The sequence below is a fragment of the Pseudomonas sp. FDAARGOS_380 genome (assembly GCF_002591235.1).
Lineage (GTDB): Bacteria > Pseudomonadota > Gammaproteobacteria > Pseudomonadales > Pseudomonadaceae > Aquipseudomonas > Aquipseudomonas salmasensis.
In genome coordinates, this window is sequence record NZ_CP023969.1 from 5,166,103 (window position 1) to 5,180,801 (window position 14,699).

Annotated in this window: 11 protein-coding genes; 9 read left to right on the forward strand and 2 right to left on the reverse strand. The window is 59.9% G+C overall.

The genetic code is table 11. The annotated features are described in order from the left end of the window. Nucleotides 1-5 precede the first annotated feature (5 nt). From CRN80_RS24260 to CRN80_RS24270, 3 genes are all read left to right on the forward strand, one after another. Entirely contained in the window at nt 6-3,185 is a 3,180-nt protein-coding gene (locus CRN80_RS24260; protein ID WP_044273664.1) for an efflux RND transporter permease subunit, read from the forward strand. Continuing rightward, the gene (locus CRN80_RS24265) at nt 3,182-4,597 is read left to right on the forward strand and encodes an efflux transporter outer membrane subunit (RefSeq protein WP_098951582.1); all 1,416 of its coding nucleotides are present in this window, start codon (nt 3,182-3,184) and stop codon (nt 4,595-4,597) included. Before CRN80_RS24260 ends, CRN80_RS24265 begins: the two co-directional genes overlap by 4 nt. Nucleotides 4,598-4,887: 290 nt before the next feature. Next, nucleotides 4,888-5,412 carry a hypothetical protein gene (locus CRN80_RS24270; protein ID WP_098951584.1) on the forward strand — a complete coding sequence of 175 codons (525 nt, stop codon included), beginning with the start codon at nt 4,888-4,890 and terminating at the stop codon, nt 5,410-5,412. 725 nt (nt 5,413-6,137) lie between these two features. Here CRN80_RS24270 and CRN80_RS24275 read toward each other — a convergent pair. Then, nucleotides 6,138-7,157 carry an AraC family transcriptional regulator gene (locus CRN80_RS24275; RefSeq protein ID WP_098951585.1) on the reverse strand — a complete coding sequence of 340 codons (1,020 nt, stop codon included), beginning with the start codon at nt 7,155-7,157 and terminating at the stop codon, nt 6,138-6,140. A 167-nt stretch (nt 7,158-7,324) separates the two neighbouring features. Between CRN80_RS24275 and efeU the strand changes: the two genes are divergently transcribed. From efeU to efeO (CRN80_RS24295), 4 genes are read left to right on the forward strand one after another with little or no spacing between them, the layout of a single operon-like run. Beyond that, complete coding sequence (efeU, locus tag CRN80_RS24280) at nt 7,325-8,170, forward strand: iron uptake transporter permease EfeU (RefSeq protein ID WP_098951587.1); 846 nt, start codon at nt 7,325-7,327, stop codon at nt 8,168-8,170. A 10-nt stretch (nt 8,171-8,180) separates the two neighbouring features. Then, on the forward strand, nt 8,181-9,383 hold the full coding sequence (gene efeO / locus CRN80_RS24285; RefSeq protein WP_098951589.1) for an iron uptake system protein EfeO: 1,203 nt from the start codon (nt 8,181-8,183) through the stop codon (nt 9,381-9,383). Nucleotides 9,384-9,397: 14 nt separating this feature from the next. Continuing rightward, a complete protein-coding gene (gene efeB, locus CRN80_RS24290) occupies nt 9,398-10,702 on the forward strand; it encodes an iron uptake transporter deferrochelatase/peroxidase subunit (RefSeq protein ID WP_098952679.1) in 1,305 nt (434 codons plus the stop codon). A 25-nt stretch (nt 10,703-10,727) separates the two neighbouring features. Next, nucleotides 10,728-11,543, forward strand: a complete 816-nt coding sequence (efeO, locus tag CRN80_RS24295) for an iron uptake system protein EfeO (protein ID WP_098951590.1) — start codon at nt 10,728-10,730, stop codon at nt 11,541-11,543. 71 nt (nt 11,544-11,614) lie between these two features. On the opposite strand, the gene pssA is transcribed toward efeO (CRN80_RS24295), so the two are convergent. Continuing rightward, entirely contained in the window at nt 11,615-12,958 is a 1,344-nt protein-coding gene (gene pssA, locus CRN80_RS24300) for a CDP-diacylglycerol--serine O-phosphatidyltransferase (protein WP_032891996.1), read from the reverse strand. 125 nt (nt 12,959-13,083) lie between these two features. Between pssA and CRN80_RS24305 the strand changes: the two genes are divergently transcribed. Together CRN80_RS24305 and CRN80_RS24310 are read left to right on the forward strand one after the other, a co-directional pair. Beyond that, nucleotides 13,084-13,647: a TetR/AcrR family transcriptional regulator gene (locus tag CRN80_RS24305; RefSeq protein WP_098951592.1), complete on the forward strand. Its 564-nt coding sequence runs from the start codon at nt 13,084-13,086 to the stop codon at nt 13,645-13,647. A gap of 54 nt (nt 13,648-13,701) precedes the next feature. After that, the gene (locus CRN80_RS24310; protein ID WP_032891998.1) at nt 13,702-14,181 is read left to right on the forward strand and encodes a nuclear transport factor 2 family protein; all 480 of its coding nucleotides are present in this window, start codon (nt 13,702-13,704) and stop codon (nt 14,179-14,181) included. Nucleotides 14,182-14,699 lie beyond the last annotated feature (518 nt).

A 14,699-nucleotide genomic window follows, 5' to 3' on the forward strand; every position in this document is an offset into this window, starting at 1 on the left:
TTAAGATGAATTTTTCCAAGTTCTTCATTTCACGGCCGATCTTCGCAGCGGTGCTGTCGCTGTTGATCCTGATCGCCGGTGCAATCTCGCTGTTCCAACTGCCGATCAGCGAATACCCGGAAGTGGTGCCGCCGACCGTGGTGGTGCGCGCCAACTTCCCGGGCGCCAACCCCAAAGTCATCGGTGAAACCGTGGCCGCGCCGTTGGAGCAAGCCATCACTGGCGTCGAGAACATGCTCTACATGTCTTCGCAGTCCACTGCCGACGGCAAGCTGACCCTGACCATCACCTTCGCCCTGGGCACCGACCTGGACAACGCGCAAGTGCAGGTGCAAAACCGTGTGACGCGCACCCAGCCCAAGCTGCCGGAGGAAGTGACGCGCATCGGCATTACCGTGGACAAGGCCTCCCCCGACCTGACCATGGTGGTGCACTTGACCTCCCCGGATCAGCGCTACGACATGCTGTACCTGTCCAACTACGCGATCCTCAATATCAAGGATGAACTGGCACGCCTGGGCGGCGTCGGTGACGTGCAGTTGTTCGGCATGGGCGACTACTCCCTGCGCGTGTGGCTCGACCCGAACAAAACCGCTTCGCGCAACCTGACCGCCACCGATGTGGTCACGGCGATCCGCGAGCAGAACCGCCAGGTGGCAGCCGGTGCCCTGGGCGCCCAGCCTGCGCCTAGCGACACCAGTTTCCAGTTGTCGGTGAATACCCAGGGCCGCCTGGTCACTGAGGAAGAGTTCGAGAACATCGTGATTCGCGCCGGCGCCAACGGTGAAATCACGCGCCTCAAGGACATCGCCAGGGTCGAACTGGGCTCCAGCCAATACGCGCTGCGCTCGCTGATCGATAACCAGCCCGCCGTCGCGATTCCGATTTTCCAGCGTCCCGGCTCCAATGCCATCGACATCTCCAACGATGTGCGCAGCAAGATGGCCGAGCTGAAAAAGAGCTTTCCGGCGGGGATGGATTACCGCATCGCCTACGACCCGACCATCTTTGTACGCGGTTCGATCGAAGCGGTGGTGCATACCCTGTTTGAAGCACTGATTCTCGTGGTGCTGGTGGTGATCCTGTTCCTGCAGACCTGGCGCGCCTCGATCATCCCCTTGGTGGCGGTGCCGGTTTCGTTGATCGGTACGTTTGCGGTGATGCACCTGTTCGGGTTCTCACTCAACGCCCTGTCATTGTTCGGCCTGGTACTGGCCATCGGTATCGTGGTGGACGACGCCATCGTGGTGGTGGAGAACGTCGAGCGTAATATCGAGCTGGGCCTTGAGCCCTTCCCGGCGACCGAAAAAGCCATGAGTGAAGTGACCGGCCCCATCATCGCTACGGCGCTGGTGCTGTGTGCGGTGTTCATTCCGGCCGCCTTTATCAGTGGCTTGACCGGGCAGTTCTACAAGCAGTTCGCCTTGACCATCGCGATCTCAACCGTGATCTCGGCGTTCAACTCCCTGACCCTGTCCCCGGCGCTGGCCGCTGTGTTGCTGCGCGGTCACGACGCGCCGAAGGACCGTTTCTCCAAGTTCCTCGACAAGGTCTTCGGTGGCTGGCTGTTCCGTCCCTTCAACCGCTTTTTCGAAAAGGCCAGCCATGGCTACGTAGGCACCGTGCGCCGGGTGATTCGCGGCAGCGGTATTGCCTTGTTCGTCTACGCAGGTTTGATGGTGCTGACGTTCTTCGGGTTTGCCCACACGCCGACCGGTTTCGTACCGGCCCAGGACAAGCAATACCTGGTGGCTTTCGCCCAACTGCCCGACGCCGCAAGCCTGGACCGTACCGAAAACGTGATGAAGCGCATGTCGGAGATCGCCCTGAAACAACCCGGCGTGGAAGCTGCAATTGCCTTCCCGGGCCTGTCGATCAACGGGTTCACCAACAGCCCGAACAGCGGCATCGTGTTCGTGACCTTGAAGCCCTTCGATGAGCGCAAAGACCCGAGCATGTCCGCCGGTGCGATTGCCGGTGCACTGAACGGCCAATACGCCAATATCGAAGAAGCCTACATGGCGATCTTCCCGCCGCCGCCGGTACAAGGCCTGGGCACCATCGGTGGTTTCCGCCTGCAGATCGAAGACCGTGGCAACCTCGGCTATGACGAGTTGTACAAAGAAGTGCAGAACGTGATTGCCAAGAGCCACGGCGTGCCTGAGCTGTTCGGCCTGTTCACCAGCTACACGGTGAACGTGCCGCAAGTGGACGCGGCCATTGACCGCGAAAAGGCCAAGACCCACGGCGTGGCGATCAGTGACATCTTCGACACCCTGCAGGTCTACCTGGGCTCGTTGTATGCCAACGACTTCAACCGCTTCGGGCGCACCTATCAGGTCAACGTGCAGGCCGAGCAACAGTTCCGCCAGGACGCCGACCAGATCGGCCAGCTGAAAGTGCGCAATAACAGAGGCGAGATGATCCCCCTGGCGACCTTTATCAAGGTCAGCGACACCTCGGGCCCGGACCGTGTGATGCACTACAACGGCTTCATCACCGCAGAAATCAACGGCAACGCCGCGCCGGGCTACAGCTCTGGCCAGGCCCAGGCCGCGATTGAAAAACTGCTCAAAGATGAACTGCCCAACGGCATGACCTACGAGTGGACCGACCTGACCTATCAGCAAATCCTCTCGGGCAATACCGCGCTGTTTGTGTTCCCGCTCTGCGTACTGCTGGCGTTCCTGGTGCTCGCCGCCCAATACGAAAGCTGGAGCCTGCCACTGGCGGTGATCCTGATCGTACCGATGACGCTGCTGTCGGCCATCACCGGGGTAATCATCTCGGGCGGCGACAACAACATCTTCACCCAGATCGGCCTGATCGTACTGGTGGGCCTGGCGTGCAAAAACGCGATCCTGATCGTCGAGTTCGCCAAGGATAAACAGCAGGAAGGCCTCGACCCGCTCGCCGCGGTACTGGAAGCCTGCCGCCTGCGTCTGCGGCCGATCCTGATGACCTCGTTCGCGTTCATCATGGGTGTGGTGCCACTGGTACTCTCCAGCGGTGCCGGCGCCGAGATGCGCCATGCCATGGGCGTGGCGGTGTTCTCCGGGATGATCGGTGTGACCTTCTTCGGTCTGTTGCTGACGCCAGTGTTCTACGTACTGATCCGTCGCTATGTCGAGCGCAGTGAAGCGCGCAAAGCGGCCAAGGCCTTGAAGCTGGAGACACAGCAATGAGTGTGAAAATATTCCTGCCGAGCCTGCTGGTGCTGGCGCTCGCCGCCTGTGCCGTAGGCCCGGACTACAAGACCCAGCAACTGGAGGCGGCCAACATCACGGCCGCCGCCGACACCAAGAGCTACGACCACGCCAAGTACGAAGGTATCTGGTGGCAGCAGTTCGACGACCCGACCCTCAACCAGTTGGTGACCCAGTCCCTGAGCGGCAACCGTGATTTACGCGTGGCCTTCGCCCGTCTGCGGGCGGCACGGGCCATCCGTGATGATGCGGCCAACGACATCATGCCGGTGGTCACCTCCCGCGCCAGCAGCGATGTGGGCAAGGGCCAGATTCCCGGCCAGACCACCAAGCGTGTCAACAGCGAGCGCTACGACCTGGGCCTGGACATGGCCTGGGAAGTGGATTTGTTCGGGCGTATCCGTCGCAACCTGGAAGCCAGCGACGCCGACCAACAAGTGGCCGAAGCCGACCTGTACCAACTGCAAGTCACCATGATTGCCGAACTGGTGGACGCCTACGGCCAACTGCGCGGCGCGCAACTGCGTGAACGCATCGCCCTGGACAACCTGAAGAACCAGCAGGAGTCGCGCACCATCACCGTCAGCCTGCGCGATGCCGGCGTTGGTGATCAACTCGACGTCGAACGCGCCGACGCGCGCCTGGCAGCGGTTGAAGCCAGCGTGCCGCAACTGCAGGCCGAACAAGTGCGTGAGCGCAACCGCATCGCCACCCTCCTCGGCCAGCGCCCCGACAAACTGAGCGTGGACCTGAGCCCGAAAGACCTGCCAGCGATTGCCAAGGCGTTGCCAATTGGCGACCCGGGGCAACTGCTGCAACGACGCCCGGACATCCTCAGCGCCGAACGCAAACTGGCCGCCGCCACCGCACGTATTGGCGTGGCCAAGGCCGACCTGTTCCCACGGGTGAGCCTCAGCGGCTTCCTCGGCTTCACCGCCGGGCGCGGTTCGCAGATCGGCTCGGCCGCGGCAAATGCCTGGTCCCTGGGCCCGAGCATCACCTGGGCCGCGTTTGACCTGGGCAGCGTGCGCGCGCGTCTGCGTGGCGCGAATGCCGAAGCCGACGGCGCCTTGGCGACCTATGAACAGCAAGTGCTGCTGGCGCTGGAAGAGTCCGAGAACGCCTTCAGCGACTACGGCAAGCGCCAGCAACGCCTGGTCTCGCTGATCCGCCAAAGCGAATCCAGCCGCGCCGCCGCCGACCTCGCGGCGATCCGCTACCGCGAAGGCACCGTGGACTTCCTGGTCCTGCTCGACGCCCAACGCGAACGCCTGGCCGCCGAAGATTCCCAGGCCCAGGCTGAAGTCGACCTGTATCGCGGGATAGTGGCGATCTACAAGGCGCTGGGTGGTGGCTGGCAGCCGGATACGGTAGTCGCCAGCAACAAGTGAGGTAAAGAGCTCCTTTGGTTGGTCGCATCCAGCCAATTTTTAGCCCTGCGGTCCATTCGGTCGTGGGGCTTTTTTTTGCCAGGACTTCCTAAAATGTTGAAAGTTATTTCTGTAAGCCAATTAGGAAGTCCTTCGTAGGTAATTTCCTAGTACTGCGCTATACCTGGCTTCCAGCTTTAAATACTTCAGAAACAACAGTGCGTTTTCATGTAGGCAAACAGCACCCCACGTTAAAGTAATTGGCGCACGTGTCGACAACCAAGTGCCACTTACTAATGGAGGAAGGCGACATGGCTATCATGTTGACTGCTGAGCAGATGAGGCATACCAAGGCAACCAACGCTTACGTTATTAAAAACCCTGAGCAAATAACGAATGAATTCACAATCACTGAGGAGTCCGTAGCAGCTGACACACTAAATCTTGGTGAAACAAAAAAAATCGCCGACCTGAAAGAATATTTAAAGGGCTTTGACATGACAGCCATAAGCTCAGATGACCTCAGAAAAGTAGCGCGACGATTATTCGACAATGAAATGATAGATATACATGCATTTGTAATATTCGCCGAAGGCAATTTGGCGAGTGGTGCAGATGGCCTTCCTACAGAAACAGACGTTAAATTCAACGCCATCGCTTTGTTTAATGAGCGGCTTGAGGACTACAATGATTTCCTTGAGAATAATCCTGCAGACGTGAAAGAAGATACTTTGAGGTGGCGGCGGGGGATGATAGATGCCAATCACGCGATAGGTGCATTGACCTACTTCGTCAACTCTTCCAGCAGTGATTTAAAGATTCATGAGCAAGCTTGAATCCAAGTCGTTTGGGCAGTGCGCTAAGGAGGATCTTAACGCACTGCCAATGCAGGCCTTCAGCGGCCGTACTTGGCGATGCCTGAGTAGGATTTCACATCAGGGTCGGAATTGAACATAGCGACTCGATAGGTACCAAACGATCCAGAGTATGAAGCGCTGCTCCCAAAGCTTGTCGCAACAGATTGCCAAGAGGCTCCCAACTGCTTTTGGATAATCAACTGTGGCGCCCGCCCTCCTCCCGTGGAAGCTGAGGCGTCAATAGTCGCACCCGCACATCCATTCGCGGAAGTTATGGCGAACGGACCATACACTGTCGTTTCGACACCAGGCGGCAAAAGCCCGCTATAGCTGTCACTTATATACAGACACAAGGCCGGCACCTGAGCAGACAAAAGCATTAACGCGAGACACGGCAACGCAATAAGACATTTCATGATCTCACCTCAAATCAGCAAATAGTAAATAAATACCCACTCGAAATATCTGATCTTTTATTTCCCCATAAGCGCACCTCACAGTTAAGCAATGGCTGCCAGCACACGACACTCGATATCAACCCAGCAGATATCAAGCACCCACTAATGCGGGTGGGAACACGTTGCTTACGGTGCACGAAATCAAGCGCTAAATATGCCAGCCACGTCCTAAAATATAGAAGGAGCGTTCTGTCATACTTGGGTGAAGGAATAAGTGAGAACTGTCCTAATCCCGCATGACGGAAGTTAGAGTCGACTCGGCTCGTTCAAAATCAAACTCCGATAATGCCCGGGATTCGATCCAGACCACTTACGAAACGCCTTGTAGAACGAACTCGCATCGGCAAACCCCAACCGCGTGGCAATTTCCGCAAAGCTGATTTGCGGTTCAGCCAGCCACACAATCGCCAGTTCCTTGCGCACGCTGTCCTTGAGGCCTTGATAGGTCTGCCCCTCTTCCGCCAGGCGGCGGCGTAGTGTGGACGCAGAAATACACAACCTGGCGGCAAGCCCCTCGGTTTCCGGCCAGGTGTCGGGGGGCATCTGCCGAAGGTCGTGCTTGATGCGCGTGGCGAGGCTTTCCGGGTCGCGGTATTTGACCAGGATGTTAGCCGGTGCATGAGCCAGGAAACGCTGGAGCTCTTGCGGGCTGCGCTTGATCGGCAGGTCCAGGCAATCAGCGGAAAAGATCATGCGGGTGCGTGGTCGATCAAAGCGCAGGTTGTCAGAAAACATCACCTGATAATCGTCACAGAAGTCCGGCTGCGCGCAACGCAGCTCAATGGCGAGGATCGGAATTCGCCGCCCGGCCAGCCAGCAGGCGACGCCGTGGACGATCATCCAATAGGTGAAGTAGGTAAACGCACGCTTGGGCTCATCAGGCTCAAGCAGGACAATTTCCGCCAGGCTCTGTTGGCGCACCAGCAGGGCTGGCAGGTGCTCCAGCATCAGCGAGAGAAACCCCAAGCCGGTTTCCAGGCCGGCCGCCAGGCTGGGTTGCGCCATGGCGGCGCGACACAGGAACGCCAGGCTGCCGGACTTGAGCTTGCGCGGGTCCATGCCAAAGAATTCATCATCCCTGCGCCGCGCCAGCAAACGCCACAGGCGTGCATAGGCGGTGGCCGCCACGCGAGCCTCGGGCTGCTCAAGCAACGCCGGGGCAATCCCGACTTTGCTCAATGCCTCAACGGTGGCCGCTCCCGACGCGCAACTGTGCAACAACGCTTCGCGCACGAGGTGGATGGAGATGGTGTCTTTTTCCGACATGGGCGTTGAGCTGTCCGGCTGCGGTCTGGTTGGCCTGCATCATAAGGGCGGTTGCGCTTCGCCACCACTGTTCAGCCCACGTTCAGCAAAGGTCAATATTTCTTGTTTAGCAATGAGTATCATTATGTTACAACTTAGCTCCCTAACTAGTTGCGCCCGGGTGCCCGATGCTCGTTCCTTTTTTAATCATGCTGCGCGAAGGCATTGAAGCGGCATTGATCGTTGGCATTATCGCCAGTTACCTGCAACAGACCGGGCGTGGCCAGTGGATGCCCGCAGTGTGGATCGGCGTGTTCCTTGCGGCGGCGCTGGCGCTGCTGGTGGGCGGTGGCCTGGAGTTGGTCAGTGCGGAATTCCCGCAAAAGCAGCAGGAATTGTTTGAAGGAGTCGTCGGGCTGGTCGCCGTGGGCATCCTCAGTTCCATGGTGTTCTGGATGCGCAAGGTGGCGCGCTCGATTAAGCATTCGCTGCATGAGTCCCTAGACCATGCACTGGCCGGCTCCAGGCATCAGGTGTTCGCCCTGATCGCCATGGTGTTTTTCGCCGTTGCCCGCGAAGGGCTGGAGACGGTGTTCTTCCTGTTGGCCGTGTTTCAGCAGAGCGAAGGCCCAGGTGCTTTGGTGGGCGCCCTGCTCGGCCTGATGTTGGCCATCGTCGTGGGTTTGCTGATTTATTCCGGCAGCATGCGCCTGAACCTCGGCGCATTTTTCCGCTGGACCGGCCTGTTCATCCTGGTGGTCGCAGCCGGCATTCTCGCCAACTCGGTGCAAGCCCTGCATGAAGCCGGCGTGTGGAATCACTGGCAGACCGTGCTGTTCGACTTCAGCACCGCATTGCCCATGGACAGCCCACTCGGTTCAGTACTGGCCGGCATGTTCGGTTACCAGGAGGCGCCGACCATCAGCACCCTGGGCGCCTATCTGATTTACCTGGTGGTGGCCCTGGTGATGTTCTTCCTGCCCTCGCCTCCTACCCAGCCCGTTGCCAACACTTCTTCCGTTTCCAGCCAGTAAGGACCGTCTCTTGTCCAACCCAACCCCTCAATCGGCCCCGCCGTCCCGCGCCCTGCGCTGGGGCGTCACCGGCTCGGTGGTGGTGATGATCGCCGCCGGTGGCCTGTTCTACTACGCCTCGCAATTGGCCGCCGGCAAGCGCCAGGCCAACCACAATGAAATCGCGGTGACCATCCACGGCCACGCCTGCGAGCCTAACGCCCTGACGGTACCGGCCGGGCATGCCAGCTTTCGCATCATCAACCGTTCCGACCGCGCGGTGGAGTGGGAAATCCTCGACGGCGTGCTGGTGGTCGAAGAACGGGAAAACATTGCCCCGGGCCTGAGCCAGGTGATCAACGCCAACCTGCTGCCCGGCGACTACGCCATTACCTGTGGCCTGCTGAGCAACCCGCGCGGCACCTTGCATGTCACGCCCACGGCAGAGTCTGACGCCCAGGCCAAGGCCAAGCCGTCGATGGTGGCCTTTATCGGCCCGTTGTCGGAGTTTCGCGTGTACCTGAGCAGCCAAGGCGGTGCGCTGGTCAAGGCCGTGACGGCCCTGCAACAGGCCATCGCCGCTGGTGACCTGGCCCAGGCACAGGCGCTGTATGTACCGGCTCGCGAGGCGTATCAGCGCTTGGCGCCGGCGTCCCAGCGCCTGGCCGAATTGGATAACGCGATCAACGCCCGCGCCGATTATTTTGAACAGCGCGAGCAAGACCCCGCCTTCAGCGGCTTCCACCGCCTCGAATACAGCCTGTTCCAACAACACAGCCTCGATGGCCTGGCGCCGGTCGCCCAACGCCTGGTTACCGACGTCACCACGCTCAAGCAACAGTTACTGGCCCAGTCCCTGCCACCGGAGCAACTGGTGAGCATTGTGGTACGCAACCTCAACAGCCTGGCGGACGTGCGTGCGGCGAGCGGTGAAGAAGAACGCTACAGCCACATCGACTTGAACGGCTTTGCCGCCAACCAGCAGGTCGCGCACAAAGTGGTCGACCTGATGCGCCCGTTGCTGGGCAAGTCCGCCGCCGAACTGCTCCCCACTATCGACAGCGCGCTCGGCGCCTTCGACGCCGAACTCAACGGGCTCAAGGTGAATGACCGCTACCCAACCTACGACAAGGTTACAGCCGATCAGCGCAAGCAGATCGCCGACAAGGCCAAGGCACTGGCCGTTGCACTCGATGGAATCGACCCCGCCCTTGGCCTTTCCGGCCTGCAGTGAAGACGACCGCATACATGAGTGATACACAACAGTTTGACCTCCAACGTCGCCGCGTCCTGTTGGGCATGGCGGCCACCGGCGTTGCGATTGCCGGCGGCAGCCTGAGCTGCCCGGCGATGGCGGCAGCGGCCGAGCAAGTCACCACCGCACCGCGCAGTGACAAGACCCAGGACCACCAGGCGTTTTTCGGCAAGCACCAAAGCGGCATCGTCACCCCGCGCCCGGCCTGCGGCATGGTCGTGGCGTTCGATGTACTGGCCAGCGACCGCGAAGACCTGGAACGCCTGTTCCGCACCCTCAACGAGCGCATCGCGTTCCTGATGACCGGCGGCACCGTGCCCCAGGTCGACCCGAAATTACCGCCCACCGATTCCGGCATCCTTGGCCCGGTGGTCACGCCAGATAACCTGACCATCACCGTGTCGGTCGGCGAGTCATTGTTCGACGAACGCTTCGGCCTCGCGGCAGCCAAACCCAAGCGCCTGAGCCGCATGGTCGGTTTCCCCAACGACGCGCTGGAACCGGCGCAGTGCCACGGCGACCTGAGCCTGCAGTTCAGTTCCAACACGCCGGACACCAATATCCACGCCCTGCGCGACATCGTCAAAAACCTGCCCGACCTGCTGCTGGTGCGCTGGAAGCAAGAAGGTAGCGTGCCGCCCCAGGCACCGACCAAACCCGGTGAGCCGGCGCAGAGTGCGCGCAACTTCCTGGGCTTTCGCGATGGCTCGGCCAACCCCAATTCTAACGATGACAAGGCCATGGACCAGATCGTCTGGGTACAGCCCACCAGCGACGAACCGGCCTGGGCCGCCCATGGCAGTTACCAGGCCGTGCGCATCATCCGTAACTTTGTCGAGCGCTGGGATCGCACCCCGCTGCAAGAACAGGAAAGCATCATCGGCCGTGTCAAACCCACGGGTGCGCCCATGGACGGCCAGCATGAAACCCAGGTCCCGGACTACAGCAAGGACCCTGAAGGCAAGTTGACCAAGCTCGATGCCCACATCCGCCTGGCCAACCCGCGCACCCCGCAGACCCAGGCCAACCTGATCCTGCGGCGGCCGTTCAACTACTCCAACGGCGTCAACAAAAACGGTCAACTGGACATGGGCTTGTTGTTCATCTGCTACCAGGCTGACCTGGAGAAAGGCTTTATCAGCGTGCAAACCCGGCTCAACGGCGAGCCGCTGGAGGAGTACCTCAAGCCCGTGGGTGGCGGGTATTTCTTCACCTTGCCCGGGGTCACCGGGCCCAAGGATTTCATCGGGCGCACGCTGCTGGCTGCAACGCACCCTCACGAACCTGCCAAGACCTAAAACACACCAGAGCGGAATGTCTCCCATGAAGAAGTCGTCTATCGCGTTGTTGTTACTCAGCCTTTCGCCACTGGCAAGCTTCGCCGGTACTGCGCCGTTGGACCTGGTGGGCCCGGTGTCGGATTACAAGATCTACGTCACCGAAGAAATCGGCGAACTGGTCACCCAGACCCAGGCGTTCACCGACGCCATCAATAAGGGCGACCTGGCCACGGCCAAGAAGCTCTATGCGCCGACTCGCGTGCACTATGAGTCCATCGAGCCGATCGCCGAGTTGTTCAGCGACCTCGACGCGTCCATCGATTCGCGTGTCGACGACCATGAAAAAGGCGTGACGGCGGAAGACTTCACCGGCTTTCACCGCATTGAATATGCGCTGTTCTCGCAGAACTCGACCCAGGGCCTGCAAGCGCTGACCGCCAAGCTCAACGCCGATGTGAATGACCTCAAGACCCGCGTCGATGGCCTGACTTTCCCGCCGGAGAAAGTCGTCGGTGGTGCCGCTGCGTTGCTGGAAGAAGTCGCGGCCACCAAAATCTCCGGTGAGGAAGACCGTTACAGCCATACCGACCTGTACGACTTCCAGGGCAACATCGACGGCGCGAAAAAAATCGTCGACCTGTTCCGTGGCCAGATCGGGCAGCAGGACCAGGCCTTCCTGGCCAAAGTCGACAAGAACTTTGCCAGCGTCGACAAGATCCTGGCCAAGTACAAAACCAAGGACGGCGGCTTTGAGACCTATGACAAGGTCAAGGACAACGACCGCAAGGCGTTGGTCGGCCCGGTCAACACCCTGGCCGAAGACCTCTCGACCCTGCGCGGCAAGCTGGGTTTGAACTAACTGCCGCGCACAAAAAAACACCCAGTCCCTGTCGAAGGGGCTGGGTGTTTTTTTGCGGGCACGTTGCTCAGCTAGAGAATGCGATACAGCAAGCGCTCGATCCGCACCCGGCTGACACGCCGCAGGAACTTGCCGACAGCGGGCGGGTAATCCACCAGCGTCTGCAATTGCTGGTAACCCTGGATACGCGTGGTGTGCTGGAAAATATTCGCAAGCTCGGCGCTTCGCGGCTCCAGCCATTGGCCTTGAGGGTCGTCAATCAGCAAGCCATTTTCCAGATCAAGGCGAAATGCCCGAGGGTTGAGGTTGTTGCCGGTGAGCAAGGTGTAGCGCTCATCCACCCACATGCCCTTGAGGTGGTAGGTGTTATCGCCGTCGCGCCATAAGTGCAGGTTCAACTGGCCGCTGTTGATCATCGGCTGGTGCCGCTTGGCAAAGCGTCGCAGGCTGATCTCGTACAGGTACGGCAACGCCGCAATCACCTTGAAAGGCTCGGTGGGCGGAATGTAGAAGTCGTTGGCGGTCTTGTCGCCCACCACGATGTCGATCTTCACGCCGCGTGCCAGGGCGCGGTTGATCTCACGGGTCACCGGCAATGGCAGGTTGAAATACGGCGTGCAAATAGTCAGTTGCTGCTGGGCGCTGGCGATCAGTTCGAGGATCACCCGGCTCAACGGGTTGTTCTTGCCGACGCCCAGCAAGGGGCTGACCGACAGATGGCCGTTGGGCAATTGCCCGGCCGTGGTGTCGTAGGTCGCATGCTTGAGACGGCTGCGCAGGTCGCCGATGTCGTTGCGCAAGCTGCGGGTGGTGGGCGGGTTCGGCAGGTCCAGGCGATGCACGGCCTTGGACGCTACCAGGCCGTGTTCCACCAGGTGCTGCATCGAATCGGCCAAGGGTTGGCTATGGATCAGGTGGTAACGGTCGAAGCGGTATTTGTCGAACTTGTGCAGGTACACATTGTTCAGGCTGGCGCCGCTGTAGAGCACACTGTCATCGATCACGAAACCCTTGAGGTGCAACACGCCGAACAGCTCGCGGGTTTGCACCGGCACGCCGTACACCGGCACTTCGGTGGCGTGGCGCTGGGTCATCGCCTGGTACCAGGCGCTGTTGCCCGGTTGCTTGCCCGCGCCGATCAACCCGCGCTGGGCGCGCAGCCAATCCACCATCACCACGATGTCCAGTTCAGGCCGTGCGGCCTTGGCGGCGTGTAGCGCGTCGTAGATTTCCTGCCCCGCCTCGTCCTGCTGCAAGTACAAGGCAACGATGTAGATACGCCGCGTGGCCTGGGCGATTTTCTCCAGCAGGCAGCGACGATAGGCGTCGGCGCTGGGCAGCACCTCAATGGCCTCGTTGGACAACGGAAAACCGCGCAGCTTGGGCAACAGGGAGCGTTTGAAGAACGACGGCATAGGGCTCGCAATGGGTCGAATCCGAAGAGGCCCAAAGCTTACACCATGAGGCTGCTCAGGTCTCGCGGCGGGTAATTTAAAAAATCCTGTTGACCATGAAGAACGATCGTTCTACTGTACTCGACATGAACGATATAACCCAGAATGAAACCCGCGACATCATCCTCGACGTCACCGAGAAGTTGATCTATCGCCACGGCATCGCTGCCACCGGCATGGACTTACTGGTGAAAACCGCCGGTGTGTCGAGAAAAAGTATCTACCGCTACTTCGCCAACAAGGATGAGTTAGTGGTGGCCGCCCTGCAACGCCGCGACGAACGCTGGATGCAGTGGCTGCGCAGCGAAGTGGAACGCAGTGACGACAGCGGCGAGCGCCTGCTGGGGCTGTTCAGCGCGCTCAAGCGCTGGTTCGGCTCGGCAGACTTTCGCGGCTGCGCCTTTATCAACACCAGTGGTGAAACCGGCGATGCCCAAGACCCGGTGCGCCTGTTGGCCAAGGCCCATAAACGCAAACTGTTCGAGTACGCACTTGAACTGTGCCAAGCACATGGCACCCCCGCCCCGGAGCAGCAGGCCGCGCAACTGCTGATCCTGATCGATGGCGCCATTACCGTTGCCCTGGTCATGGGTGATTCAACAGCTGCCGATAATGCGCAATGCATGGCGCAAACCTTACTGCAACTGTAAACCCACAGCCCAGGCAACTTTCGACCCAACCTTTATTGCATTGAGGAGTCGCCCATGTCAGCCCAAGAAGAAGTCCGCCCGCCCCTGCCGCCGTTTACCCGCACGTCTGCCATCGAAAAAGTCCGCCTGGCCGAAGATGGCTGGAACTCCCGCGACCCGCAGCGCGTGTCCCTGGCTTATACACTGGATACGAACTGGCGTAACCGCGCCGAATTTGCCCATAACCGCGAAGAAGCCAAGCAGTTCCTGACCCGCAAATGGGCCAAAGAGCTGGATTATCGACTGATCAAGGAATTGTGGGCCTTCACCGATAACCGCATCGCCGTGCGCTACGCCTATGAATGGCACGATGATTCGGGTAACTGGTTTCGCTCGTACGGCAATGAGAACTGGGAGTTCGATGAGAACGGCTTGATGGCCAACCGCTTTGCCTGCATCAACGATATGCCGATCAAGGAGAGCGAGCGCAAATTCCATTGGCCGCTGGGGCGGCGCCCGGATGAGCATCCGGGCCTGTCAGAACTGGGGCTATAACCCCGATTCTGTAGGCAGCGTGAGATCCAATGTGGGAGCTGGCTTGCCTGCGAAGACGGCCTTACAGTCGACACCGTTATACCGAGTACATATCCATTGCTGCGGTAACGGCCACATAGGGTTCCGCCCTGACGGCGGCTCACTTTTGAAAAGCGCAAAAGTAAGCAAAACGCTCTTGCCCCACCACTCGGCACCTCGCTTAGGCTCGGTGTGCCCGTAATCCGCCAGTGATTTGGGGGGCCGCCGCCACGCGCCATCCATGGCGCGGGGCGGCTAAACCGGCATCCCTGCCGGTTTACCCCCCAAATCCCTGTCGAATTCCGGCCAGCGTGGTTTAACGGGGCGCCTGAGATCAAGATCACAAGCAGATCAAGATCAAGAGCGGCTCGCTTCGCATCGTGGTTACCGTCTGCTGTTACAACCCACAAAGTCGTGTAGATACCTATGCCTTCGCAAGCCAGCTCACACATTTGGATCGCGGGGCATCAATTGGATCAACGTCTGCTAACAGCGCCCTC

Bases quoted from the DNA above. Each gene is read 5' to 3' on its own strand.
- CRN80_RS24260 (WP_044273664.1), top strand. From the start codon at position 6: ATGAATTTTTCCAAGTTCTTCATTTCACGGCCGATCTTCGCAGCGGTG.
- CRN80_RS24265 (WP_098951582.1), top strand. From the start codon at position 3,182: ATGAGTGTGAAAATATTCCTGCCGAGCCTGCTGGTGCTGGCGCTCGCC.
- CRN80_RS24270 (WP_098951584.1), top strand. From the start codon at position 4,888: ATGGCTATCATGTTGACTGCTGAGCAGATGAGGCATACCAAGGCAACC.
- CRN80_RS24275 (WP_098951585.1), bottom strand. From the start codon at position 7,157: ATGTCGGAAAAAGACACCATCTCCATCCACCTCGTGCGCGAAGCGTTG.
- efeU (WP_098951587.1), top strand. From the start codon at position 7,325: ATGCTCGTTCCTTTTTTAATCATGCTGCGCGAAGGCATTGAAGCGGCA.
- efeB (WP_098952679.1), top strand. From the start codon at position 9,398: ATGAGTGATACACAACAGTTTGACCTCCAACGTCGCCGCGTCCTGTTG.
- efeO (WP_098951590.1), top strand. From the start codon at position 10,728: ATGAAGAAGTCGTCTATCGCGTTGTTGTTACTCAGCCTTTCGCCACTG.
- pssA (WP_032891996.1), bottom strand. From the start codon at position 12,958: ATGCCGTCGTTCTTCAAACGCTCCCTGTTGCCCAAGCTGCGCGGTTTT.
- CRN80_RS24305 (WP_098951592.1), top strand. From the start codon at position 13,084: ATGAACGATATAACCCAGAATGAAACCCGCGACATCATCCTCGACGTC.
- CRN80_RS24310 (WP_032891998.1), top strand. From the start codon at position 13,702: ATGTCAGCCCAAGAAGAAGTCCGCCCGCCCCTGCCGCCGTTTACCCGC.